Origin of the sequence: Christiangramia lutea (assembly GCF_022489035.1) — a bacterium.
Lineage (GTDB): Bacteria > Bacteroidota > Bacteroidia > Flavobacteriales > Flavobacteriaceae > Christiangramia > Christiangramia lutea.
The window spans coordinates 1226165-1249488 of the sequence record NZ_JAKVTV010000001.1 but is presented as its reverse complement, the minus strand read 5'-3'; the positions used below and the strand labels follow the sequence as shown (position 1 = coordinate 1249488).

Genomic DNA, 23324 nt, shown 5'->3' with positions numbered 1-23324 from the left:
TAGCTGGGAGTAAGTGTTTGAATTAATGCCATACTTCCAGCCTGAGGCTACAACTACTTTAACAATTTGATCCTGCAGATCTAATTTGCTGCAGGCAGACAATCAATAGATAAAATTAATGGCTAAAAAATATAAATATTCCCTTTGTATCCATGGAGGAGCTGGGGTAATAGAAAAAGAGAATTTATCAGCGAGTGATAAAGCTCTTATCTTAAAAGATCTGGATGGCAGCCTTGCTGCTGGGGAAGAGGTCCTAAAGGCAGGAGGGACAGCGATAGATGCCGTCTGTGCTGCCGTGGTTGTTCTGGAGAACAGCATGCATTTTAACGCCGGTAAAGGAGCGGTATATTCCAGAAATGGAAAACATCTACTGGAAGCTTCTATCATGGACGGTTCTAATCTTAAGGCCGGGGCCTTGGCTAATTGCAGCCGGGTAAAAAACCCTGTAAATTTCGCAAAATCATTAATGGAAAGAGATGATATCGTGATGATCTCCGGGAAACATTCAGATGAGCTCGCAGCAGAACTTGGTCACGATCTGGTAGAGAATTCATGGTTCGATACTCCTTTCCGGGAAGAGCAGTGGAAACAGGCCAAAGCTCTGAATACCGATGAAACCTTTTTGGATCATTCTAATTTTAAGAAAGGAACGGTTGGCGCTGTGGCCATGGATTCTGAAGGAAACCTGGCTGCGGCTACTTCTACCGGAGGAATGACCAATAAAATAGAAGGAAGAATAGGCGATTCTGCAATTATTGGTAGCGGTACTTATGCGCAAAATAAGACCTGCGCAGTTTCGTGTACGGGAATTGGAGAGTTTTTTATGAGGGCTACTGTAGCCTCTTATGTTTCCAACCTCATGGAATTTGCCGGAATGTCGCTAAAGGATGCTGCGGAAAAAGCCATCCATGAGCATCATGGTAATCTTGGTGGTGATGGCGGCCTCGTTGCCGTGGATTCTGAAGGAAATGTAAACATGACCTATAATTCTGCCGGGATGTACCGCGGATATGTAAACTCCAATGAAAGAAAAATATATGTATGGGATGAAGAGGAAAAGCTTTAATTTTCCTCTTCCTTCCCCTGAAAATTAAGAATATGAAATTAGTTAAAATTACGGGGCTTTTCTTGTTGGCTTTGTGCTGGATCTCCTGTAATTCTGGAGATAAGTCTGAAAAAATACTCGAAGATGAACAGCAAATGGCAAAAGTTTCTAATCTACCTAAAGGAAAGTTATTTATAATAGGTGGAGGTAAGCGCCCGCCAGAACTTGTTCAGGAGTTGATCGAAGTAAGTAACCTTAAAAATGATACTTACGCGGTAATACTTCCCATGGCTAGCGTGGAACCAGATTCAGCTGTATTTTATGCATCAAAGCAGTTTACCGAACTGGGAATTGAATCTGAAAAGATCAAAGGATTTAATTTTCAAAAAAACAGGCAGAATGTGGAACAACTGGATTCACTGGCAAATGCCGGCCTCATATATATTTCAGGTGGAGACCAGAATCGCTTTATGGATATCGTCTTGAATTCTCCAATTTCCGATGCTATAAAAAGAGCTTATCAAAATGGTGCCACAATTGCCGGGACTAGTGCAGGAGCAGCGGTTATGAGCAAAAAAATGATCACGGGGGATGAATTCAAACATCCTGAATATACTGGAGATTTCAAAACCATCGAGGCTGAAAATATCGAATTGAAAGAAGGACTTGGTTTAATTGATAATGCTATCATAGATCAGCATTTTATTCAGCGTATGAGGATGAACCGTTTAATAAGCACTGCCATTGAGAATCCGGATGAAATTTGTATTGGTATTGATGAATCTACCGCGATCCTGGTTCAAAATGATAGCGCTAAAGTGCTGGGTGCCGCACAAGTTATTGTGCTTAAAAACATCAATAAAAGCAAAATTTCAAAAGATGGCTTAATTGGAGGCAGAGATCTTCAGCTAAGTGTCATCTTACCTGGAGAAAAGTTTGCCCTATAATTTTTTAAAGGAAAATAATCAATGAGGCTGCCAAGAAAATTTCCCGATACTATTGCCATTATTCTGGGCATTTCGGTGATATTCATTGCACTAACCTGGATAATTCCGGCAGGACAGTTCGATCGGGAATCGATTGATGGAACCGAAATGATCATCCCTGGATCTTATGAAAGAGTCGAACAAAATCCTCAGGGAATAGGTGCATTTTTAACCGCCCCCATTAAGGGCTTCATTTCCGCTGCATTTGTAATTGGTTTTGTATTTCTGGTTGGCGGAGCTTTTTCAGTACTAAATGCAACCGGGGCTATTAATGCCGGGCTATTCAGTATCATAAAGTTCGCTGAAAAAAATCCGAAATATAAACACCTAATCGTTCCCGTTTTAACGGCATTGTTTTCCCTGGCAGGAGCTACTTTTGGAATGAGCGAGGAGATTTTGGTATTTGTTTTGATCACAATTCCGCTGGCCCAGGCACTCGGGTATGACTCCATGATAGGGGCAGCGATACCGGTTATTGGTACTGGAGTAGGTTTTGCCGGTGCAATTACCAACCCATTTACTATTGGTATTGCGCAAAGTATAGCCCAGGTACCTGTATTTGGAGGCATAGAATACAGGTTAGTAGTCTGGTTCATTCTAACCACTATTGCCGGAATTGCCTTATATCGATATGCCTTAAGAATTGGGAAAGACCCAAACAAAAGTATTTTGTCTGGCTTAAATATTAAAGCTGCAGAAAAACTTGATAAGGCTGATATGCCTGAACTGAATTTGCCTAGAAAGACCATACTTTATGCTCTTTTATTTGCATTGATCCTGTTGATCTATGGTGTGAACGAATTCGGATGGTACATCAATGAGATTGCCGCACTTTTTATTGGTCTTGGACTTCTTTCTGCTATTATTTACAGGATGTCTGCTACCAAAGCTATTGCTGCATTTGTAGAAGGAGCACAGGGAATGATGAAAGCAGCTCTGGTAATAGGATTAGCCAAAGGCTTGTTGATCATTGCCGAAGAGGGACTTATTATTGACACCATTTTGAATTCGGTTGCCGAAGTCGCTGGAGATACCCCTAAATATATTTCCGCAGAGCTGATGTTTCTTTTTCAGTGTTGCCTTAATTTCTTTATTCCTTCAGGTTCCGGACAGGCTGCGCTAACCATGCCTATCATGGCTCCTTTAAGCGATGTGCTTGGGATAAGCAGGGAAATTGCTGTGCTGGCTTTTCAAATGGGAGACGGACTTACCAATATGATCGTTCCAACGAGCGGGGTAACCATGGGAGTACTGTCCATTGCAAATATTCCATATGATAAATGGCTCAAATGGGCATTACCCATTTTTATCCTGCTTGTAATTTCGGCAATGCTCTTAATGTTGCCCCCATTATTGTTATTCACATGGTAATCAAAAAAATAAAACAATTTAAGATGGATAGTTTAAGATTAATGATTTTGCTGATGAGTACTTTCTTAATCTCCTGTTCTTCCGGAGAAAACGATGAAATTCCCACCGATCCGGATATTAAACCAGAACCTCCCATTTCAAAAGATTATACTTCATATAAAACCGGAAGTGAAACCGATAAAGAAACAGATCCTATTGGAGGTATTTGCTTGATGGGTGGAGCAACAGAAAGTGATGAAGCGATGAAATGGTTCTTAGAACGCGCTAAAGGTGGAGATGTTTTAGTATTAAGAACCTCTGGAAGCGACGGCTATAATAATTATATGTATTCCAGATTAGGCGTAGAATTAAATTCTGTAGAGACCATCGTTTGTAAGAATGCAAACGCAAGTTCTGACCCTGATTTACATGAAAAAATAAAAAATGCTGAAGCCATCTGGTTTGCCGGTGGCGATCAATGGGATTACGTTTCTTTTTGGAGAGATACCAAAGTAGCAGAGCTTATAAATAAAGGTATAAAAGAAAGAAATATCGTTATTGGAGGTACAAGTGCAGGAATGGCCATTATGGGAGGCTTTTATTATTCCGCTGAAAATGGCTCGGTGAGATCTGACGAGGCCTTGCAAAACCCATATAACAGAGACGTAACCATAGGAAATTCAAAATTTATTGAAAATGATATATTGGCTGATGTAATTATGATATATTGGCTGATGTAATTACAGACACGCATTATGACAATCCTGACAGGAAAGGAAGACACGTTACTTTTCTGGCGCGTATAAATGAAGAAACGGAGGTTGTAGGAAAAGGAATTGCCTGCGATGAATACACAGCCGTTTGTATCGATGAAAATGGACTTGCCAATATATATGGAGGAGCACCAGAACATGATGATAATGCTTATTTCATTCAGCCGAATCCAGAAGTAGAAAATAATACTCCAGAAGCTTGCGAGGAAAACACACCTCTAGAATGGAATAAAGAGGGAAAAGCCTTAAAAGTATATGCAGTAAAGGGTACTGCTGATGGTGAAAATACTTTTGATTTAACCGACTGGAAAACTGGTAATGGTGGGGTTTGGGAAACTTGGTATGTAGAGGGAGGAACCTTATATGAACAGTAAGTTTATTTTTTTGAATTAGCCTTTTTTATAACCAGGCAAGGTTTTATCGTGAAATCTATAAGAAATTAGAGACTGCAAATTGGCACCATTCTGTTGAAACGACATTTCTTTGTTGATGACCAGGTATACCTTAAGCTGGAAAATGATTTTTGTGCTTTGGCAACAAGAAATTAGTAGTTCCTTGAGAAGAATTAGCGACTATTATTCTTAATTTGAGGATCATGAAACCATTCATCATCTTTGCATTCCTCTTAATATCGCCTATCGCTATGCTTTCCCAGTCCTTATCTGAATATAAATGGCAAAACAGACTTCTGGTGATCTTTACAGAGTCTGAAAATTCTTCAGAGCTCCAGAAGCAGGTGCAGATATTCGACAAAAAGAAAAATGAATTAGAAGATCGGAAACTAAAGGTGATACATTCTGTCCCGGGAAAATATCAGGTAATTTTTCCAGAAAAATCAACCTGGAAGAATTCGAATCTTTATGAAAAAATGGAAATCAGCGAGGCTGGTTTTGAGATCATCCTCATAGGGCTGGATGGAACAGTTAAACTAAGACAACCTGAACTTCTTAAGACCAAAAAACTTTTCAGCCTCATAGACTCCATGCCTATGCGGCAGGCTGAAATTCGAAATGGAAATTAACGACCCCAGGTATAGGCCTTTAATTTAATGGCAGCATTTAATACATCTCGCTGACTTATTTGCCCAATAAGCTTTCCATCTTCAACAATAGGGAATCTTCTGAATTTAAGCTCGGTAAATTTATTGGCAGCCTCCAGAACATTCATGTTTCCATCAATGGTTACCACATTTTTATTCATTCTTTTTCCAACAGTAAGATCGCTCATGGGCATGTTATAATAACGACTCTCAGAGATCTGTTTCATACAGTCTCCTTCAGAGATCATTCCCAGGAGTTCATTTCTTTCATTTACGATACAACCCCCGGAAATCCCATGTTTGATAAGCTTTTCCATAACATCCATGATATTCTCATTTTCCCTGAAGGTCACCAGGTTGGTCGCCATATAATCTTTTACTGAAATTGGTCTTTCTGCAGGTTTTTCGGGTGCTGCCCGCTTACCCATAAAACTTTTGATACCCATATGATAAGTTTTTGATTCTTAATTACTTAAATATAAGAATTTTTAGTTTATAAGTTGCTTCTATAATTTCATTGCTTATAAATCAAAAACTTATTTAACTTTAAGACTTTTGAATCCGAATCATGAATAACCGACTAACCGGCTTAATTGCCTTCCTCCTTATCTTTATTGCGGTTTGGTTTAATTTCAATTTTGACCAGCCAGAATTCAGCCCCGATAAGGATAAATCTTCGACCGAATTCTCTACTTCCAGAGCTTTCGAACATGTGAAAGCTATTGCTCAGGAACCACACTATGTGGGAAGCCTGGCACATAGTAAGGTGAGAAATTATATTGTGGATAAGCTTCAGGAAATGGATCTTGAGGTTCAAACCCAGGAAGGTTATGCCCTCAATAAAAATGGAGTTTTAGTAAATCCTCAAAATATCCTGGCCAGGATCGAAGGTTCTGGAAATGGCCAGGCCCTGGTGCTCATGACTCATTATGATTCTGCCATGCATTCATCATTTGGTGCAAGTGATGCAGGTAGCGGGGTTGCCACCATACTTGAAGGAATACGCACTTTCCTGGAAAAGGAATCAGAAATTAAGAATGATATCATCCTGCTGTTCACAGATGCAGAGGAGTTGGGACTTAATGGAGCAGAACTTTTTGTAAAAGATCATCCCTGGGCCCAGGATGTGAAACTTGCCCTGAACTTTGAGGCACGGGGCAGTGGTGGAAATCCCTTTATGCTACTCGAGACCAACGGCAAGAACGCGAAACTTATCGAAGCCTTTGGGGAAGCAGGAGTAAAATATCCGGTCTCAAATTCACTTGCCTACAGTATTTACAAAATGTTACCCAACGATACCGATCTTACAGTATTAAGAGAGCAAGCAGATGTTAATGGCTATAATTTTGCCTTTATAGACGATCATTTTGACTACCATACAGCAAACGATCTTCCTGAAAACCTGGATATGGAAACCCTGGCGCATCAGGGAAGTTATCTAATGCCACTACTTAATTATTTCAGTAATGAGGATATTTCAGATCTTTCAAGCGATCGGGACCTCATCTATTTTAACCTTCCCTTTGGTGAGTTTGTAAAATATCCATTTGCATGGATCTCCCCTATGCTTATCCTGGCCATCATCATTTTTATTGTACTCATCATTTACGGGTTAAAAAAGAAAACCCTGGATGTTACCACCATATTCAAAGGTTTTATTCCTATGGTACTAAGCATGGTAATATCTGGTCTACTGGCCTGGGCATTCTGGAAATTCTGTATTTTCATTTATCCGGAATATTCAGAAATGGAGCACGGCTTTACCTATAACGGCTACTGGTATATTACCATTTCAATCTTCCTTGCCCTTTCGGTTTGTTTTATGACCTATCATCTACTCAGGAGAAGTTTAAGAACAGCATCTGTATTTGTGGCTCCTTTAGTCTTATGGTTGTTCATATGCGGACTGCTATCTGTATACCTAAAAGGTGCCTCCTATTTTATAATTCCGGTATATTTTGGGCTTCTACAGCTATTTGTCATGGTTAGGCAGGAAAAACCAAACCGGATACTCATGGTTCTTCTTTCCTGCCCGGCAATTTTCATTTTATTGCCTTTTATCTGGAGCCTGCCGGTCGCTTTAGGATTAAAAATGTTATTTGTCACCGCAATACTTACCAGCCTTTTATTCTTTCTTTTCCTGCCATTGTTCGGTTATTTCAGAAGACTGAAATCTTTTGCAGTAATTTGTTTCCTTACTTTTAATGTTCTCATCTTTGTAGCCCATTATTATTCAGATTTCAGCCCGGAAAGGCCAAAACCCAATAGCCTTGTATATCTTCAGGACCTGGATAGGCAAACCTCCTCCTGGTTCTCTTATGATCGAATGCCAGATGAATGGACTTCAGAATATTTCGGTGAGGAGCCGGAAATTAGCTCTCACACAGAACTGAATTTCAGCAGTAAATATGGAAGTGGTTTTACTTTTTCAGCAGAAGCGCCTGAAATAGAAATTCCTGAACCAGCGGTTATCATCCAGAAAACAGGGAAAGATAGCCTGAATTTCGAAAATTATTCGCTGAAGATCGCCCCGAAAAGGAAGATCAATAAAATGGAACTTTTCGAACTTAAGGATGTAGATTTTAAGAATTTCAGGGTAAACGGGCTTGAAGCTGACGAAATTTATCTTGGTGAAAATGCCTTTCACATGTTCAAACGCCGATGGAAAGAAAGATTATTAACTTATTATGCGTCAAACCAGGATACTTTAAGAATCGAATTCAGCATCGAAAAAGGAGATAAGCCAGAATTTGTTCTTTACGAGTCTTCTTACGACCTTATAGGCCATGATGAATTAAACGTAAAAGAGCGACCGGAGGGAATGATCCCCAGGCCTTTTGTTTTAAATGACGCAACGATTTTAAAGAAAACGATAAGAATAACTGAATAGATGAAAATAGCGATATTAGGATGTGGTTGGCTTGGCATGGAGCTGGGAAAAAGGTTGAGGAAAGATAACCATGAAGTTAGAGGCTCGGTGACCAGAATGGAAAAAATGCAGGAAGTAAGGGCAGCTGGAGTTGTTCCGTATTCTATAAAACTATTTGAAAAAGGCATTCAGGGTGATATTCGCTCATTTCTTTCAGGGATCAATGTTCTTGTAATTGACATCCCGCCGGGACTGCGTAAAAACCCGGAAGTGAACTTTGTGAAAAAGATCAAGAAGCTTATTCCATATATTGAAAAATCTTATGTTCAAAAGGTCATTTTCACGAGCTCAACTTCAGTATATAAAGATTCTGATAGCATCCCTGTTTATACCGAGGATTCTAAAACCGATAATGAAAATGATATTTCAACCCAGCTAAGAAAAGTGGAGTTGCTTCTTCTGAACAATGAAAAGTTCAAGGCTTCGATCTTAAGATTTGGCGGACTCATTGGACCTGAAAGGCATCCGGTAAAATTCTTGTCTGGAAAGAGCGGGATCAAGAATCCTGCTGCGCCTGTAAACCTGGTTCACCAGGAAGATTGTATTAAAGCTGTTTTTAAACTTATTGAAAAGGAAAATGATAATTCGATATGGAATGTAGTATATCCAGAGCATCCAACCAAGGAGGAATATTATACAAAAATAGCGAAGGACAGGAATCTTGAACTTCCAGAATTCGAAAATTCACACCCTAGCAAAGGCAAAAAAATAAGTTCAGAGAAAATAAGGAATGAGTTGAAATTCCAATTTTCCAATCCTATCTAATTTAAGGAGATGCTGAAATTGCTTTTTTTCATTAAAGATCGACTCCTTATAAGAATCTATTTGGAATATGCTTCCTCATAGGGTGACCAGATCTCGTAAATGGGCTCTCCCTTGGAACTTTTTCCTGAATGATGCCATTCACCGTCTTTAACCTCGAATTCAAAACCAAGGCTAGCTCCTACTCTACTATCATCCCTGGAAAAAAATTCTATATTTTCTATATATTTTCCGTTTTCAGCTGAATAAGTGCCGCCACCGGTGCCATAGAATTCTCTGGTTGCCGAATTGAAGGCCACCCACTGAAATCTATCTCCACCAATGATCTTGATGGTCCTGCGATCGCCCGGCTTCATGGTTTTAAGTTCCCCACCTCGTTTTCTGCCGGTGATCACCCAATTTCCGTTAAGCGCATTCTTTTCTTCTGAAATTCGCTCCCAAACCTGGACTTCAGTTACGTTATTGATCTTGATCTTATCTTCCTCAGGAAAAGTGAGTTTAGGATTTAGGGTCTTCCCGATCATTTCTGATGCCCTGGTATTAAAATCCTGGGTTGAAGTATAATCTGAATTTTTATAATCATATTCTCCTCCTAAAGCCCATAGAAATTTATTGGAATCCTTTTCTTTTGCCCCTTCAGCGAAATAATTATCCTGATAAATTCTAACGATCTCCCTGTTGGTTACCTCTTTCCCATTCTCCTCAACAAGCATCCAGGAGCCTTGCAGGGATTGGGCAAAAAGACAGGTTGAACAAAGGAAAATGGAAAGTATAACAAGCCTTTTCATAATTTATAAGTTTTTAATCCTTATAAATTTAAAAAGATCTGTATACAATTCAGTTAAAGCTTTGCTAAGCTACTCTTTCTTCTCTCCGTATTTATCGTATTCGGGATAAAGGAAGTTGTTGTAAGGAAACCTGGTTATATGTATTTCTCTCACAGCCTCATATACCTTCCTGCGAAAATCTTCCATATTCTCTTTGTTCAGGGCTGAAATGAACAAGGCATTGTCTCCTACTTTATTCATCCAGGTTTTCTTCCATTCCTTGAGCGTATAATGAGCGGAAGTCTTTTCGGTTATAAGATCATCCTCATCGATCTTTTCAGGTTCATAGGCATCGATCTTATTAAAAACCATGATCGTAGGCTTTCCTAAAGTTTCAATTTCAGTAAGGATCTGGTTAACCGAGGCTATATGATCTTCAAAATTAGGATGTGAAATATCTACCACGTGTAACAGCAAATCTGCCTCTCTTACCTCATCAAGGGTCGATTTAAAGGACTCTACAAGCTGCGTAGGCAGCTTTCTAATAAATCCTACCGTATCGCTTAAAAGAAAGGGGAGGTTGCGTATAACCACCTTCCTAACCGTTGTATCGAGGGTGGCGAAAAGTTTATTTTCAGCAAAAACTTCACTTTTACTAATAACGTTCATCAAAGTTGATTTACCAACATTGGTATAACCAACCAGGGCCACACGAACCAGCTGTCCGCGATTTCCTCGCTGAACCTCCATTTGCTTATCGATGGTCTTCAGTTTTTTCTTTAAAAGAGATATTTTATCACGTACAATCCTACGGTCGGTCTCGATCTCGGTTTCACCCGGTCCACGCATCCCGATACCACCTCTTTGCCTTTCAAGGTGAGTCCACATCCCGGCAAGTCGAGGTAATAAATATTCATATTGCGCTAGTTCTACCTGAGTCCTGGCATAACTTGTTTTTGCTCTTTGGGCGAAAATATCTAAAATAAGACCTGTTCTGTCCAGGATCTTGCATTTTAGGATCTTCTCGATATTCTTTTGCTGAGCCGGAGAAAGTTCATCATCAAAGATCACGGCTCCTATATCATTCTCTTTGGCAAATTCTCTTACATCATCCATTTTACCAGAGCCAATAAAAGTCTTCGGGTCTGGGCGCTCCAAACGCTGTGAAAATCGCTTTACCACTTCACCCCCGGCCGTATAAGTAAGGAACTCCAGTTCATCAAGATATTCCTCCAGTTTATCCTGGTCCTGATCTTTGGTCACTATCCCTACTAATACAGTTCTTTCGTAAGCTAAATCGGTCTTTTCAATCATAAATGCAAAGGTAATCAATACAAAGCTATCAGTTGAAAACTGAAAATACTTCAACAAAAATTTAACTGAAAAAGGGCCCGTGATGCCACGAACCCTTCAATCACAATATCATAAATCGTTTTAGAATCCAAAATTGATCCCCAGACCAAAAACTTCCCTAATCTGGAAAGCACCAACGGCGTTATCGTCATAAATAGCCTGGAAAACCAGGTTTGCTGATAAATAGTCATTAATTCCCATTTCCAAATTCAGCAAATAATCAATGTCGATATTCCCGGGTTTATCCAGGTAATTAGAGTAAAGTGACAAGGTATGTTCCATGGCCACATTTTCCATGATCTCATATTTGGCATATCCGCTAAGGGAAGCACCTAGTTCAAACCTCATTGATTTACCTTCGTCTACCCCGAAATAATCTCCGTCTACATAACCCGGGCGGGTGGTAAAGTCTTTATCTACAAAAATAAACCTCGCGGTTGCAGGTGCAAGATTCACAAAAAGGTCATCACTTTTTTTCCACATAATACCGGGACCCGTTTGCAGGTAAGCAGGAGACATAAAACCTGAAATTTCGGTTCTGGTAGTCACCCCTGTATCTGGATCTTCATTGAATTCATATCCCTTGTCGAACTGAGTTCTGAAATTCAGGAACCAGGAATAATAAAAATTTGATTCCCTGATCTGCTTCCCGGCAATAGAATTAAGTTCAAGCCTGTCATTCGTTTTCCTGGTGAACTCATCATCCTTGACCTTGGTTAGTCCATAATCGGCGAAGATCCGGTTATCCCAAGTAAAATCGTCCATTTTGTAATTGAACTGATAATCTACAGAAAGGTTTCCTGCTATACTAGAAGTACCTCCACCGGTCCATTCTTTATTGAAAGCAGACTGGTTGAAAAGCAATTGAACATTTCCTTCTTTTCTCCATCCATTTGGAATGGTATCTTTTTCCTCTTCCTCCTGGGACAATGCTGTTCCCATGCAAAAAAGAATGGAAAAAGCGACTAGTAAAGTTTTTTTCATTTTTATTTTTTTGGTTGTTTGTACAATGGAACCGATGAACATGCTTCACCATACATAAGACTTTTCACAACAGGCTGGAGCTTTTTGATGAGGAAAATATACGCATTTTTTGGCACAGGCTTATTTGCACATCCTTTAATTATTACAGGCTTACCCTCAAGGTCTGAAATATCCATGTTCTCGATCACCTCCTGATAAAGGTGACTTTCAAGATTTTCAAGATCTCCCACTACCACTTTTTTGGCATACGGTTCCAGATTAGAAGCAATGAGCATAAAAGCCCAGACAGGAACTATCGCATCTGTAGAACAATCTAATGCCACAAACATATCTTTATATTGGGACCAGTCATGAGCTTTTGCCTGTTCTCTAAAATCTTTTTCCTTAAGTACGAATCCCTCAAAGAGCCATTGACTAAGATCAAAAAGAAACCTTTGACCCTTCGGATAATAATCCTCAAGATTAAAGGTTACCAGTTTACTTTGAGCGACTCGATTTACTATCTCTTCCGCCATAATTTTATTTTATAAAAGTCCGAGCTCCAGTTTGGCGCCTTCACTCATAAGATCCTGGCTCCATGGCGGATCGAAAGTGATCTCAACCTCGGCATCCTTGACCATATCCAAAGACTTCACCTTTTCTTCAACCTCTAACGGCAATGTTTCTGCTACCGGGCAATTTGGAGTCGTTAGGGTCATTAAAATTTTCACATCATAATCTGTACTCACCATCACATCATATATAAGCCCAAGCTCATAGATGTCTACGGGAATCTCAGGATCGTAAATAGTTTTTAAAACCGTTACGATCTTCTCGCCTAATTCCTGTGTATTTATTTCCTGTTCCATCTTAATTCAATTGAGTTTGGTATGCCACCGCATACATTTTTAATTGTTTGATCATACTTACCAGGCCATTGGCACGTGTTGGAGAAAGATGTTCTTTCAGCCCAATTTCATCAATGAACTTTGTATCGGCTTCGATGATCTCTGAAGGATGCTGATTGGAAAAAACCCTGATAAGAATTGCTACAATGCCTTTTGTAATGATCGCATCACTGTCTGCCGTAAATACGAGTTTGTCACCTTCCAGTTCAGCATGCACCCAAACCCTACTCTGGCATCCTTTAATCAGGTTTTCGTCAATCTTATACTTCTCGTCTATTAGAGGCAGGGATTTCCCAAGCTCTATCATATATTCATAACGCTGCATCCAGTCGTCAAACATTGAAAACTCATCGATTACCTCCTGTTGTTTTTCCTGAATCGTCATATTTCAATTTTAGGCAAAAGTACAATAAGAAGAAGTCCTATTCAACATTTTCTGCCAATCTTAAGATAGCCTCAACTAATGGTTTCACCTCTGAAGGTGGGTTTCCATGATCGAAGGAATTAGTCTTGTAAATAGTATCATTCTTACGCAGACTTAAGATTGCATGGAGAGCAGCGTCAGACGCTCGTGAATCTGACGGAGCTTCTAGCTGGCTCATATTAGAAACATCTACACTTTCAATGGTAACAAGCAAATTCTGCCAGTCACCTGCTGAAATATTTTCTGATCTTTCACTAGCGTTCAAACCGGTGCTTTTTACTGTTATAATCTCAGGAGTTACCTTATACATGGTAGAAGATCCCCTGGTGAAGGTTTCGTAGCTTATAGATTCTACCGATTGAAATGCCTGGTTCGAACAATCATTTGCCGCGAAAAGAAATATAAGAAAAGATATAAGTGTAATTTTCATGTTGGATTGTTTAAATATTAGAGGCATATTACAAAAAAAGGCACCACAAGGGTGCCTCTTTTAAATATTATTAACTGAATGATTAGTCAGCCATAGTCGCACGAAAACCTCCGTTAGCAAATACAGAAAGCATTCTGGATTTCTGACCTTCAGTAAACATGTTTAAACATGGGTCATCAGAATAATCCATGAAGTTCATGGTCATATCTGCAGTTCCACAGTTTACAGTTGGGTAAGAAGGACAACCTCTAGAAGCTGCATCAGAATCTGGAGTATCAGCCACATAATCTGTAGCACCACATCCACCGTCACCCCAAATGTGACGAAGGTTTAACCAGTGACCAACTTCGTGAGTCGCAGTTCTACCAGTAGAATATTGAGTAGTTCCGGTAAATCTGTGATCCATAACTACACCATCTGTAGCCCAGCTACCACCTGGAAATTGAGCATATCCAAGAATGTTACCACCACGGTATGGCATATTGCTCACCACCCAGATATTTAGAAACTCCTGTGGATTAACTACGTCAGAACCGTCGCTAGAAGAAAACTTCATACTATCGTCTGGTCTCCACTGACGCTTTTTAGTTTTCACTCTAATTACATCTTCTAAAACAAAGCGAACGCCAACATTAGCTTCTACTGCGGCAAATTCAGATGGAATTGTGTTTCTACCAGGATTGTTCATACTGAAGTCTTCGTTAAGAGCATTGATTTGATCCTCTAGCTGAGATAATGGAATGTTTTCACTCTGGCTTCTGTAAAGGACATGAAATACAACCGGTATTTCAATTTTTCCATCTGCAGCAAGCCTTTTAGTCAGTCCTCTTTCAATGGCTTGTTTTGTATGTTGCTCTATGGCAGCCATTTTTTCTGCTAGTTGAGGATTTTCAGCTAATTTTTCATCAAGAACACCCATGGTTCCACATTGTTCTGAAGCAATTGCAAGGGTTTCCTGTTCAATCGCCTGGTCTTCAATAGTTGCTTCGTCTGCAGATTTCTGGCAGGAGGCAAAGAACAAAGTTAGGGCCGAAGCCAATAGATAAATTCTTTTCATTTAATAAAGTTTTTGTGTTAAAAAAATTGTTTTAATACTGATAACAGGATTCACGTATTGGCCAATTTCCTACTATTATCAACTCTCTAATTGTTTGGTTTTTTATTAAAGTTTTTGGCACTTTTTCAGCTGTTTTTCTGAAAAATACGAGCCGAATATAGCCAATTTTTTAAGTTTTAATTAACGTAAAAACTATGTTTTATTAAGGCTGAAATGCTTTTCACCGTTAGATTCAGGCTATTGGTCGATTAAGAGAAGGTGTTAAAGTTTTAAATTTCCGTAATTTTTAATAAATAACGGGCCGATTAGCTTCAAAAAATGAAAAATGAGAAGAAATGAAGAGATTAAATAATGACCTTCACAATCCGGAATTAAAAAACGCAAAAATTGAATAGAAAATACTGGTTGCTAAAAACCGGAGAATTAGTTTTTTAAATATTTCCTGCCAAAACTGAAATATGCAAAACTTCCCAAAATGGGAATAAATATAATTGCCAGAACCCAGGATAATTTCAGTTTAAAACTGGATTTAACCTTCAGAATTATATAAAAAACGAGAAGTAGGGCAAGAAAGATATGCGTCTGCCAAAGATATAATCCGAATTGAGGGCTCATAAAAGAATTTAATTAAGAGCCCAAAATAATAAAAATATAGGAAAAATTACTGAAGCATCATTTTAGCCTTTTTCAAAGCCTCTAGAAATAGATCGATCTCCTGGAAAGTATTATAAAAGGAAAAAGAAGCTCTTACCGTACCAGGAATCTTAAAGAAATCCATCACAGGTTGGGCACAGTGGTGTCCCGTTCTTACCGCTATTCCCATTTTATCGAGCAAAGTTCCAATATCATATGGATGAAGTCCCTCGATATTAAAAGAGATGACAGCAGTCTTTTCAGTTGCCTCACCATAGATCTTCATTCCTTCGATCTCCTTCAGCTTTTTGGTAGCATATTCAAGCAACTCATGTTCATAGGCCGCTATTTCTGAAAAGCCTATTGAATTCATATAATCCAATGCCGCACCAAAGGCTATTCCTCCACAAATATTAGGCGTCCCGGCTTCAAATTTATGAGGTAATCCTGCATAGGTTGTCTTTTCAAAAGATACAGTAGCGATCATCTCTCCACCTCCCTGGTAAGGAGGCAGCTTTTCCAACCATTCTTCTTTTCCGTATAAAACGCCTACTCCAGTTGGCCCGCACATTTTATGAGCAGAAACCACGTAAAAATCTACATCAAGCTCCTGCACATCGGCCTTGATATGTGGTGCCGCCTGTGCACCGTCAATCAACACGGCTGCTCCAACAGAATGTGCTTTATCTATAATAGATTTAATTGGGTTCACTGTTCCCAAGGCATTCGAAACATGATTAAGAAAAACCAGCTTTGTTTTAGGACCGATCATTTTCTCAAATTCCGAATAAATAAGCTCACCGGTTTCATTCATAGGAATAACCCTAAGCTTAGCACCGGTTTTTTCACATAACATTTGCCATGGAACGATATTAGAATGATGCTCCATTGCCGAAACAAGGATCTCATCATCTTCCTTTAAAAGTGAAGAAAAGCCATTCGCAACCAGGTTGATGCCATGAGTAGTACCTGAGGTAAATATGATCTCATGAGCCTTTTCCGCATTAAAATGCTTTTGGATCTTAATTCTTGCCTGCTCATATTTATCGGTAGCTTCCTGTGATAGGGAGTGAACGCCGCGGTGAATATTGGCGTTATAATTTGAATAATAATCCACGATCACGTCCATCACCTGCGTTGGCGTCTGGGCTGTGGCCGCATTATCAAAATAAACCAAAGGATAGCCATTCACCTTTCGGCTTAAAATTTGAAAATCCTTACGAATCTTTTCAACCTCAAAAGTCTTAGCCTGAGTTTCCTGACTCATCCTTTATGTTTTTATTGATTTTTATTTACAGGTTATTAAAACCCAGCTCTACTTCTAATTTAGAAGCAATTAGCTTATTGATCCTTTTCTTAACTTCAGGGATCTTTACACTTTCCAAAACATTATTTGCGAAAGCATACATCATTAATCCACGAGCTTCCTTCCTTGGAATTCCACGAGACTGAAGATAGAATAATGCCTCCTCGTCCAGCTGACCTATAGTACAACCATGACTACAAGCAACATCGTCTGCAAAAATCTCTAGCTGAGGCTTAGAGTTTATCGTTGCTTTATCATCTGCCAGGATATTGTTGTTGGACTGGTAAGCATTGGTTTTCTGAGCTTCTTTCTCCACAAGAACCTTTCCGTTGAAAACCCCGGTAGAGCTATCTCCGTAAATTCCCTTGTAGTCCTGGTGACTTTCGCAGTTAGGTTCAATATGGTGAACCAGCGTATTGTGGTCTACATGCTGCTTATCTTCGATAATGGTTACTCCCTTCATCGTAGAATCTATACGCTCACCGTTCTGATAGAAATTAAGGTTATTTCTAGTCAGTTTTCCGCCGAAAGAGAACGTATGTACAGAAACATTACTTTCATCTTTCTGATTGATAAAAGTATTATCTATAAGAGAAGCTGAATGCTTGTCGTTCTGAATCTTATAATAATCTACAATAGCTCTGCGATCTGCAAAAATCTCGGTAACCGAATTTGTAAGCACCGGATGATCTGTAAGACTCTGATGTCTTTCGATGATCTGAACATGAGAATTCTCATCTACCACCACCAGGTTTCTCGGCTGAAGTAACAAAGAAGATTCATTCCCTGTGGCGAAATTGATAATTTGAATTGGCTTATCTGCCTGCTTGTTCTTATGAATATGGATGAATGCTCCCTCTCTGGCAAATGCTGTATTAAGGGAATTCAGACCCGATTTTGGAGCAACTTTATTATAATAGTTGTCTATCACGGGACGATATTTATCCTTATTCAATGCCGAAGACATCAGGCAAACATCAATCTTATCATGTGTAGTTTGAGAAAGATGCGAAGAGTAAATACCATCGATAAAAACAAGGTCATAGGTATCAATATCATGGATTAAATACTTCTTGATATCACGATACTCAATTGCATCTTCTTTTTTAGGAAATACACTATAATCATGCTTTAGCAAAGAATTCAGTGAAGTATATTTCCAGTTCTCATCTTTTTTGTTTGGAAAACCAAGTGTTTCAAAGTCCTTGATAGCCTGGTTTCTGATAGTATCTATATTACCAGAATCCTGACCTTCTTCAAAGGCAAAAAATGATGAGATCAATTTATCTTTTAATTCCATTTTATTCAAGTTTCATATTAAACAATCAAAATTCGATCTACTGAATTTTAAACTGTTTTTTCCGGCTTAACCCAATCATATCCTCTTTCTTCAAGCTCCTGCGCAAGTTCTTTCCCTCCAGATTTCACGATCTTTCCGTCTACCAGTACATGAACTACATCTGGCACGATATAATTAAGTAATCTCTGGTAGTGAGTAATAAGTAGTACAGAATTGTCCTCTCTACGAAGTTTATTAACTCCGTTCGCGACCACCTTAAGAGCGTCGATATCCAAACCTGAATCTGTTTCGTCCAGAATTGAAAGCTTTGGATCTAACATCGCCATCTGGAAAATTTCGTTACGCTTCTTCTCCCCACCTGAGAATCCTTCATTTAGAGAACGGGAAAGAAACTTTCTGTCTATTTCCAGCATTTCAGATTTTTCACGGATAAGCTTTAGCATTTCATTTGCCGGCATATCTTCTTTCCCATGAGCTTTTCGGTTGGCATTGATCGCCGTCTTGATAAAGTTGGTAACCGAAACACCTGGAATCTCTACAGGATACTGAAAAGATAGAAAAACTCCTTTATGAGCTCTTTCTTCCGGATCCATCTCACTAAGGTTCTCCCCTTCAAAGATGATCTCACCATCGGTCATTTCATATTCTTCCCTTCCTGCGATCACGGAAGACAAAGTACTTTTTCCAGATCCGTTAGGTCCCATGATAGCGTGAACCTCTCCCGGATTGATCTCAAGATTGATACCTTTAAGGATTTCCTTATCTTCTATGCTGGCGTGTAAATTCTTTATTTTAAGCATGTCTATCAATTCTAAATCTGACTTTACAGATTATTTAATTTTCTATTTATTTTTTATCGTATCGGAAGTTTTTTTCGCTTCAGGAACTTCGATTATTTCCCTGATCTCTATTACTTCTTCCCAGCCTTCCTGCTCTGGATTTGGTTTGATCTTGGCCTTTACCGTAACCGGTATCATTTCAAAATCATCTGTCTTCACAATAGAAACTTTATCGGCAAGCACCTGCATCATTGAATCCAGGGTCACTCCGTAGACGAAATTTTCTCCTCTCAAAACGGCGGCATCTGCTATATAAACGAAGTCTCCCTCTAGAACCTGGATGCTGTCTGGTACTTTTTCAACCTTCGGCTGATCCATAAGTTCTTTACGCCCTTCATCCTGACAGGAAAAAAGGACAAGGCTCAACATCAATAATCCAATTATCTTATTCATAGCAAAATTCAATATCAGATTAAATTATCCAACTGAACCTTCAAGTGAAATTTCAAGTAATTTCTGGGCTTCTACGGCAAATTCCATAGGTAACTTGTTCAGTACTTCTTTACTGAATCCGTTAACGATCAACGCAATAGCCTTTTCGGTATCTATACCTCTCTGGTTACAGTAGAAAATCTGGTCTTCCCCGATCTTACTGGTAGTAGCCTCATGCTCTACCTGTGCAGATTTGTTCTTCACCTCAATATACGGGAAAGTATGAGCCCCACACTTATTACCCATCAACAACGAATCACATTGTGAAAAGTTTCTGGCGTTTTGGGCTCTACCGTTGATCTGAACCAGACCACGATATGAATTCTGGGATTTCCCTGCGGAAATACCTTTTGAAATGATCGTACTTTTGGTGTTCTTACCAAGGTGGATCATTTTAGTTCCGGTATCTGCCTGCTGGAAATTATTGGTCACAGCGATCGAATAAAATTCACCCACTGAATTATCACCTTTCAGAATACAACTTGGATACTTCCAGGTTACTGCAGAACCGGTCTCTACCTGAGTCCAGGAGATCTTCGCTCCTTTTTCGCAAAGTCCTCTTTTAGTCACAAAGTTGAAAACCCCTCCTTTACCTTCACTGTTCCCAGGGTACCAGTTTTGAACTGTAGAATATTTAATTTCAGCATCATCTAAAGCAACAAGTTCCACTACTGCTGCGTGCAATTGATTTTCATCACGCATAGGAGCCGTACAACCTTCAAGGTAACTAACATAACTCCCAGGTTCAGCCACTACTAAAGTACGCTCGAATTGCCCTGTTCCTGCCTGGTTAATACGGAAATAAGTTGAAAGTTCCATCGGGCAGCGAACGCCTTTTGGAATGTAGCAGAAAGAACCGTCACTAAATACTGCGGAATTTAAGGCCGCATAAAAGTTGTCTTTCTTCGGTACCACAGAACCGATGTATTTCTTGACCAATTCAGGATGCTCCTTGATAGCTTCAGAAATCGAACAGAAAATAATTCCTTTTTCAGCAAGTGTTTTCTTAAAAGTCGTGGTTACAGAAACTGAATCCATCACCACATCTACCGCCACACCGGCAAGTTTTTTCTGTTCATCTAAAGAAATACCCAGTTTTTTAAAGGTATCCAGCAATTCAGGATCCACCTCATCCAAACTTTCATATTTCGGCTTTTTGTTTGGTGCTGAATAATAGGAGATATTTTGAAAATCCGGTTTTGGATAGTTCACATTCGCCCAGTCTGGCTCCTCCATCTTCTGCCATTCGCGGAAAGCTTCCAGTCGCCATTCGGTCATCCATTCCGGCTCTTCCTTCTTTTTAGAAATTGCCCTAACGATATCCTCGTTCAAGCCCACCGGAAAAGTTTCAGATTCTATATCGGTATAAAATCCATACTCATATTCCTTGGTCTCGAGCTCTTTCTTTAAATCGTCTTCAGTATATGCCATTCTTCCTAATTCTAATTTAGATTTACGTCAATCTGTATTGACGGTTTAATTTTTACAGTGAAAAACTCTCACCACATCCACAGGTTCTTTGTGCGTTGGGATTATTGAAAACAAATCCCTTACCGTTCAAACCACCTGAATATTCAAGGATGGTTCCGGCCAGATACAGAACACTGCGTTTATCTACAACAATCTTTACGTTGTTGTCTTCGAAGATCTTATCACCTTCGGCCTGGCTCTTATCAAATTTCAATTCATAAGACAAACCAGAACAACCTCCACTCTTCACTCCAACGCGAACGTAGTCTGAATCAACGCTGAAACCTTCTTCGGTCATCAGGGTGGAAATTTTATTTTTAGCCTCTTCGCTAACTTTAATCATAAGTTAAAAAGATTAATTCTAAATTGGGCACAAATATACTACAATGCAAGTGTTTTACCATAGGCAAAGCATATGTTTTAAGAATTGACTGATAGACCCCGTCAATCAGAAAATCCAGATATAAAACCCCACATTTTTAAACCTCCAGGCTCACTTTAAAGCTTTTGCCTGATTCTTCTTCATTGAATTTTATAATCGTACTTTTGCAATCTAAAATTCAATTGCATGTTTGAGAATAGTCAGGAAAGCAAGACAAACCTTTCAGAATTAGGCGAATTTGGTTTAATAGATCACCTAACCAAACATTTCACTCCGAAGCAAAAATCTACCGTAAAAGCTATTGGGGATGATGCCGCGGTGCTTAATTTCGAAAACAAACAAACTATTGTAAGTACAGATCTCCTGGTGGAAGGTGTTCATTTTGACCTGGCTTACATGCCTTTAAAACACCTGGGATACAAAGCGGTGATGGTAAACCTTTCAGATATTTATGCAATGAACGCTACGGCATCTCAAATTACCGTTTCATTTGCCGTTTCAAACCGGTTCCCGGTGGAAGCACTTGAAGAACTTTACGCAGGTATTCAATTGGCTTCTAAAATGTACAATGTGGATGTAGTTGGTGGTGACACCACTTCCTCTACCTCTGGTTTAATGCTCAGCATTACCGCCCTTGGACATGCCGAAAAGGAAGATGTGGTTTATCGTGACGGTGCGAAACCCAATGATCTACTGGTCTTAACAGGAGATCTTGGTGCGGCTTATATGGGCCTTCAGGTGCTCGAACGTGAAAAAGAAGTTTTTAAAGCGAATCCTAATTCGCAACCGGATCTTGATCAGTACACCTATTTGATTGAAAGACAATTAAAGCCGGAAGCAAGAAAAGACATTCCCCAGTTGTTAAAAGACCTGGAAGTTAAACCAACTTCTATGATAGATATCAGCGATGGCCTTTCCTCTGAAGTAATCCACCTTTGTAAGAATTCTAAGGTTGGAGCGAATATTTTTGAGGAAAAGATTCCACTGGATCCTGCTGTGATCTCCGTTTGTGAAGAATTTGAAATAGACAGCACCATGATCGCATTAAGTGGTGGCGAAGACTATGAACTACTTTTCACGATCTCGCAGGACGATTATGATAAAATAAAGGGCAACCCCCATCTAACTGTAGTTGGACATATGACCGAGGAGAGTGAAGGAATGCACCTCGTGACAAGAGCGAATCAGAAATTACCACTTATCGCGAGAGGCTGGAATTCAATGGAAAATAAGGAGGAGTAACAACGCGAATTCTCATAGTTCTGCTGTGCCGGGAAAAATATCTAGCTTCATCTTCAAAAAAATTGTTCGCATGACCGTTGGTATCAGCCATTACATAAAGAATACCATTTAAAATATAGTTGTAGTCATTGTAGAAAACCTTATTGTATAAGCTATAGATTTCTGTCATTCCCAGCTTACTTGAAATTGATTTTTCAGCTTTGGTGAAAAATTTATTGAATCCAGAGGTTCGCTCATATTGATAGGTATGGATCAATTCATGAGGTAAGGCCATATCCCCGCGAAAACCCTTTAATAGAACCACAACATTGGCCGGGGCATATCCTGCAGAGCCTCCTTCAATATATTCCTGTCTAAAAACGAAAGTTCCAACCTTAGCGCTAGTTTTCAGGTCAAATTCAGAGGATGTAGCAGCAAAAACAGTTTCAACCAATGAGAATGGAAGGATCCTGTAACTAAGTTTAAAATTTTCTTTGGTATTCACCTCTATACGGTTAAAACCGATATTCATATGCCAGCGCGCCCAAAAATCCCGGTTAGCAGCAGCATTTTCAATGATGGAAGTCCCGGCGGAATTAACAATCTTTGATGGCCAGACATAGGCATAATCTCCAGACCTGGAAAACTGACGAATTAACCTCTCGCTCTCGAAAACCAGGTATCCGCCAAGCGCACCCTGCCCCATTCCCTTTAAAAGTGTATTCCCGAATTTCTCCCCAGGCTCTTTGTTAATTATTGCACCTATTCCACCCAGAACGCTACCAACCCCGACATTAAATATCCCGGACTCAAGATCAGAATTCTGAGCTTTAATTTCAGAACTATTCAAAAAGAATAGAACCGATAAAAAAATGGTTGATTTTTTCAGGAAACTGTATGTAATAATGAAGAATTTTCAACAATGATAAAGATTTATTCCGACATCTTGATATAT

At 39.4% G+C, this 23324-nt stretch carries 26 protein-coding genes; 9 read left to right on the top strand and 17 right to left on the bottom strand.

The genetic code is table 11. The features are described 5' to 3' along the window. The first annotated feature begins 118 nt into the window (after positions 1-118). The 6 genes from ML462_RS05690 (at position 119) to ML462_RS05665 (ending at position 5175) form a co-directional block, all read left to right on the top strand. Complete coding sequence (locus ML462_RS05690) at positions 119-1066, top strand: isoaspartyl peptidase/L-asparaginase family protein (protein ID WP_240712784.1); 948 nt, start codon at positions 119-121, stop codon at positions 1064-1066. Between the two features lie 32 nt (positions 1067-1098). Then, positions 1099-1992 (top strand): cyanophycinase, encoded by an 894-nt coding sequence (locus ML462_RS05685; RefSeq protein WP_240712783.1) that lies wholly within the window; start codon positions 1099-1101, stop codon positions 1990-1992. A 21-nt stretch (positions 1993-2013) separates the two neighbouring features. Then, the gene (locus ML462_RS05680) at positions 2014-3402 is read left to right on the top strand and encodes a YfcC family protein (protein WP_240712782.1); all 1389 of its coding nucleotides are present in this window, start codon (positions 2014-2016) and stop codon (positions 3400-3402) included. A gap of 53 nt (positions 3403-3455) precedes the next feature. Further along, complete coding sequence (locus ML462_RS05675; protein ID WP_240712781.1) at positions 3456-4121, top strand: cyanophycinase; 666 nt, start codon at positions 3456-3458, stop codon at positions 4119-4121. Continuing rightward, positions 4109-4528: a hypothetical protein gene (locus ML462_RS05670; RefSeq protein ID WP_240712780.1), complete on the top strand. Its 420-nt coding sequence runs from the start codon at positions 4109-4111 to the stop codon at positions 4526-4528. Before ML462_RS05675 ends, ML462_RS05670 begins: the two co-directional genes overlap by 13 nt. Before the next feature lie 221 nt (positions 4529-4749). Continuing rightward, a complete protein-coding gene (locus ML462_RS05665; protein WP_240712779.1) occupies positions 4750-5175 on the top strand; it encodes a DUF4174 domain-containing protein in 426 nt (141 codons plus the stop codon). Here the strand turns inward: ML462_RS05665 and ML462_RS05660 are convergent. Further along, complete coding sequence (locus tag ML462_RS05660; protein ID WP_240712778.1) at positions 5172-5639, bottom strand: CBS domain-containing protein; 468 nt, start codon at positions 5637-5639, stop codon at positions 5172-5174. The genes ML462_RS05665 and ML462_RS05660 overlap by 4 nt on opposite strands. A 122-nt stretch (positions 5640-5761) precedes the next feature. Between ML462_RS05660 and ML462_RS05655 the strand changes: the two genes are divergently transcribed. Both ML462_RS05655 and ML462_RS05650 read left to right on the top strand, forming a co-directional pair. Then, the gene (locus tag ML462_RS05655; RefSeq protein ID WP_240712777.1) at positions 5762-8083 is read left to right on the top strand and encodes a M28 family peptidase; all 2322 of its coding nucleotides are present in this window, start codon (positions 5762-5764) and stop codon (positions 8081-8083) included. Continuing rightward, a complete protein-coding gene (locus ML462_RS05650; RefSeq protein WP_240712776.1) occupies positions 8084-8887 on the top strand; it encodes a Rossmann-fold NAD(P)-binding domain-containing protein in 804 nt (267 codons plus the stop codon). Between the two features lie 56 nt (positions 8888-8943). On the opposite strand, the gene ML462_RS05645 is transcribed toward ML462_RS05650, so the two are convergent. The 15 genes from ML462_RS05645 to ML462_RS05580 form a co-directional block, all read right to left on the bottom strand. Continuing rightward, on the bottom strand, positions 8944-9672 hold the full coding sequence (locus ML462_RS05645) for a hypothetical protein (protein ID WP_240712775.1): 729 nt from the start codon (positions 9670-9672) through the stop codon (positions 8944-8946). 69 nt (positions 9673-9741) lie between these two features. Then, the gene (gene hflX, locus ML462_RS05640) at positions 9742-10965 is read right to left on the bottom strand and encodes a GTPase HflX (RefSeq protein ID WP_240712774.1); all 1224 of its coding nucleotides are present in this window, start codon (positions 10963-10965) and stop codon (positions 9742-9744) included. A 120-nt stretch (positions 10966-11085) separates the two neighbouring features. Next, the gene (locus ML462_RS05635) at positions 11086-11988 is read right to left on the bottom strand and encodes a DUF3078 domain-containing protein (RefSeq protein WP_240712773.1); all 903 of its coding nucleotides are present in this window, start codon (positions 11986-11988) and stop codon (positions 11086-11088) included. A gap of 2 nt (positions 11989-11990) precedes the next feature. Then, on the bottom strand, positions 11991-12503 hold the full coding sequence (locus tag ML462_RS05630; protein ID WP_240712772.1) for a DUF2480 family protein: 513 nt from the start codon (positions 12501-12503) through the stop codon (positions 11991-11993). A 9-nt stretch (positions 12504-12512) separates the two neighbouring features. Next, complete coding sequence (locus tag ML462_RS05625) at positions 12513-12836, bottom strand: iron-sulfur cluster assembly protein (protein WP_026914726.1); 324 nt, start codon at positions 12834-12836, stop codon at positions 12513-12515. Between the two features lies 1 nt (position 12837). Then, positions 12838-13260, bottom strand: coding sequence for a SufE family protein (locus ML462_RS05620; RefSeq protein WP_240712771.1), 423 nt, complete (start codon positions 13258-13260; stop codon positions 12838-12840). Between the two features lie 37 nt (positions 13261-13297). After that, on the bottom strand, positions 13298-13729 hold the full coding sequence (locus ML462_RS05615) for a hypothetical protein (RefSeq protein ID WP_240712770.1): 432 nt from the start codon (positions 13727-13729) through the stop codon (positions 13298-13300). Between the two features lie 82 nt (positions 13730-13811). Further along, positions 13812-14786: a zinc metalloprotease gene (locus ML462_RS05610; protein WP_240712769.1), complete on the bottom strand. Its 975-nt coding sequence runs from the start codon at positions 14784-14786 to the stop codon at positions 13812-13814. Between the two features lie 423 nt (positions 14787-15209). Further along, the gene (locus ML462_RS16155; protein ID WP_423738465.1) at positions 15210-15401 is read right to left on the bottom strand and encodes a PLDc N-terminal domain-containing protein; all 192 of its coding nucleotides are present in this window, start codon (positions 15399-15401) and stop codon (positions 15210-15212) included. Positions 15402-15447: 46 nt separating this feature from the next. Further along, complete coding sequence (locus ML462_RS05605; protein ID WP_240712768.1) at positions 15448-16686, bottom strand: aminotransferase class V-fold PLP-dependent enzyme; 1239 nt, start codon at positions 16684-16686, stop codon at positions 15448-15450. A gap of 25 nt (positions 16687-16711) precedes the next feature. Then, complete coding sequence (sufD, locus tag ML462_RS05600) at positions 16712-18025, bottom strand: Fe-S cluster assembly protein SufD (protein ID WP_240712767.1); 1314 nt, start codon at positions 18023-18025, stop codon at positions 16712-16714. A gap of 47 nt (positions 18026-18072) precedes the next feature. Next, positions 18073-18825: a Fe-S cluster assembly ATPase SufC gene (sufC, locus tag ML462_RS05595; protein ID WP_240712766.1), complete on the bottom strand. Its 753-nt coding sequence runs from the start codon at positions 18823-18825 to the stop codon at positions 18073-18075. 42 nt (positions 18826-18867) lie between these two features. Then, positions 18868-19257, bottom strand: a complete 390-nt coding sequence (locus tag ML462_RS05590; RefSeq protein ID WP_240712765.1) for a hypothetical protein — start codon at positions 19255-19257, stop codon at positions 18868-18870. A gap of 24 nt (positions 19258-19281) precedes the next feature. Beyond that, a complete protein-coding gene (gene sufB / locus ML462_RS05585) occupies positions 19282-20727 on the bottom strand; it encodes a Fe-S cluster assembly protein SufB (RefSeq protein WP_240712764.1) in 1446 nt (481 codons plus the stop codon). A gap of 52 nt (positions 20728-20779) precedes the next feature. Beyond that, positions 20780-21109 carry a HesB/IscA family protein gene (locus tag ML462_RS05580; protein WP_240712763.1) on the bottom strand — a complete coding sequence of 110 codons (330 nt, stop codon included), beginning with the start codon at positions 21107-21109 and terminating at the stop codon, positions 20780-20782. Between the two features lie 225 nt (positions 21110-21334). On the opposite strand from ML462_RS05580, the gene thiL reads away from it, so the two are divergent. Further along, positions 21335-22390: a thiamine-phosphate kinase gene (gene thiL / locus ML462_RS05575; protein WP_240712762.1), complete on the top strand. Its 1056-nt coding sequence runs from the start codon at positions 21335-21337 to the stop codon at positions 22388-22390. Here the strand turns inward: thiL and ML462_RS05570 are convergent. After that, positions 22347-23219, bottom strand: a complete 873-nt coding sequence (locus ML462_RS05570) for a hypothetical protein (protein ID WP_240712761.1) — start codon at positions 23217-23219, stop codon at positions 22347-22349. The two genes, thiL and ML462_RS05570, sit on opposite strands and share 44 nt — an antisense overlap. Positions 23220-23324 lie beyond the last annotated feature (105 nt).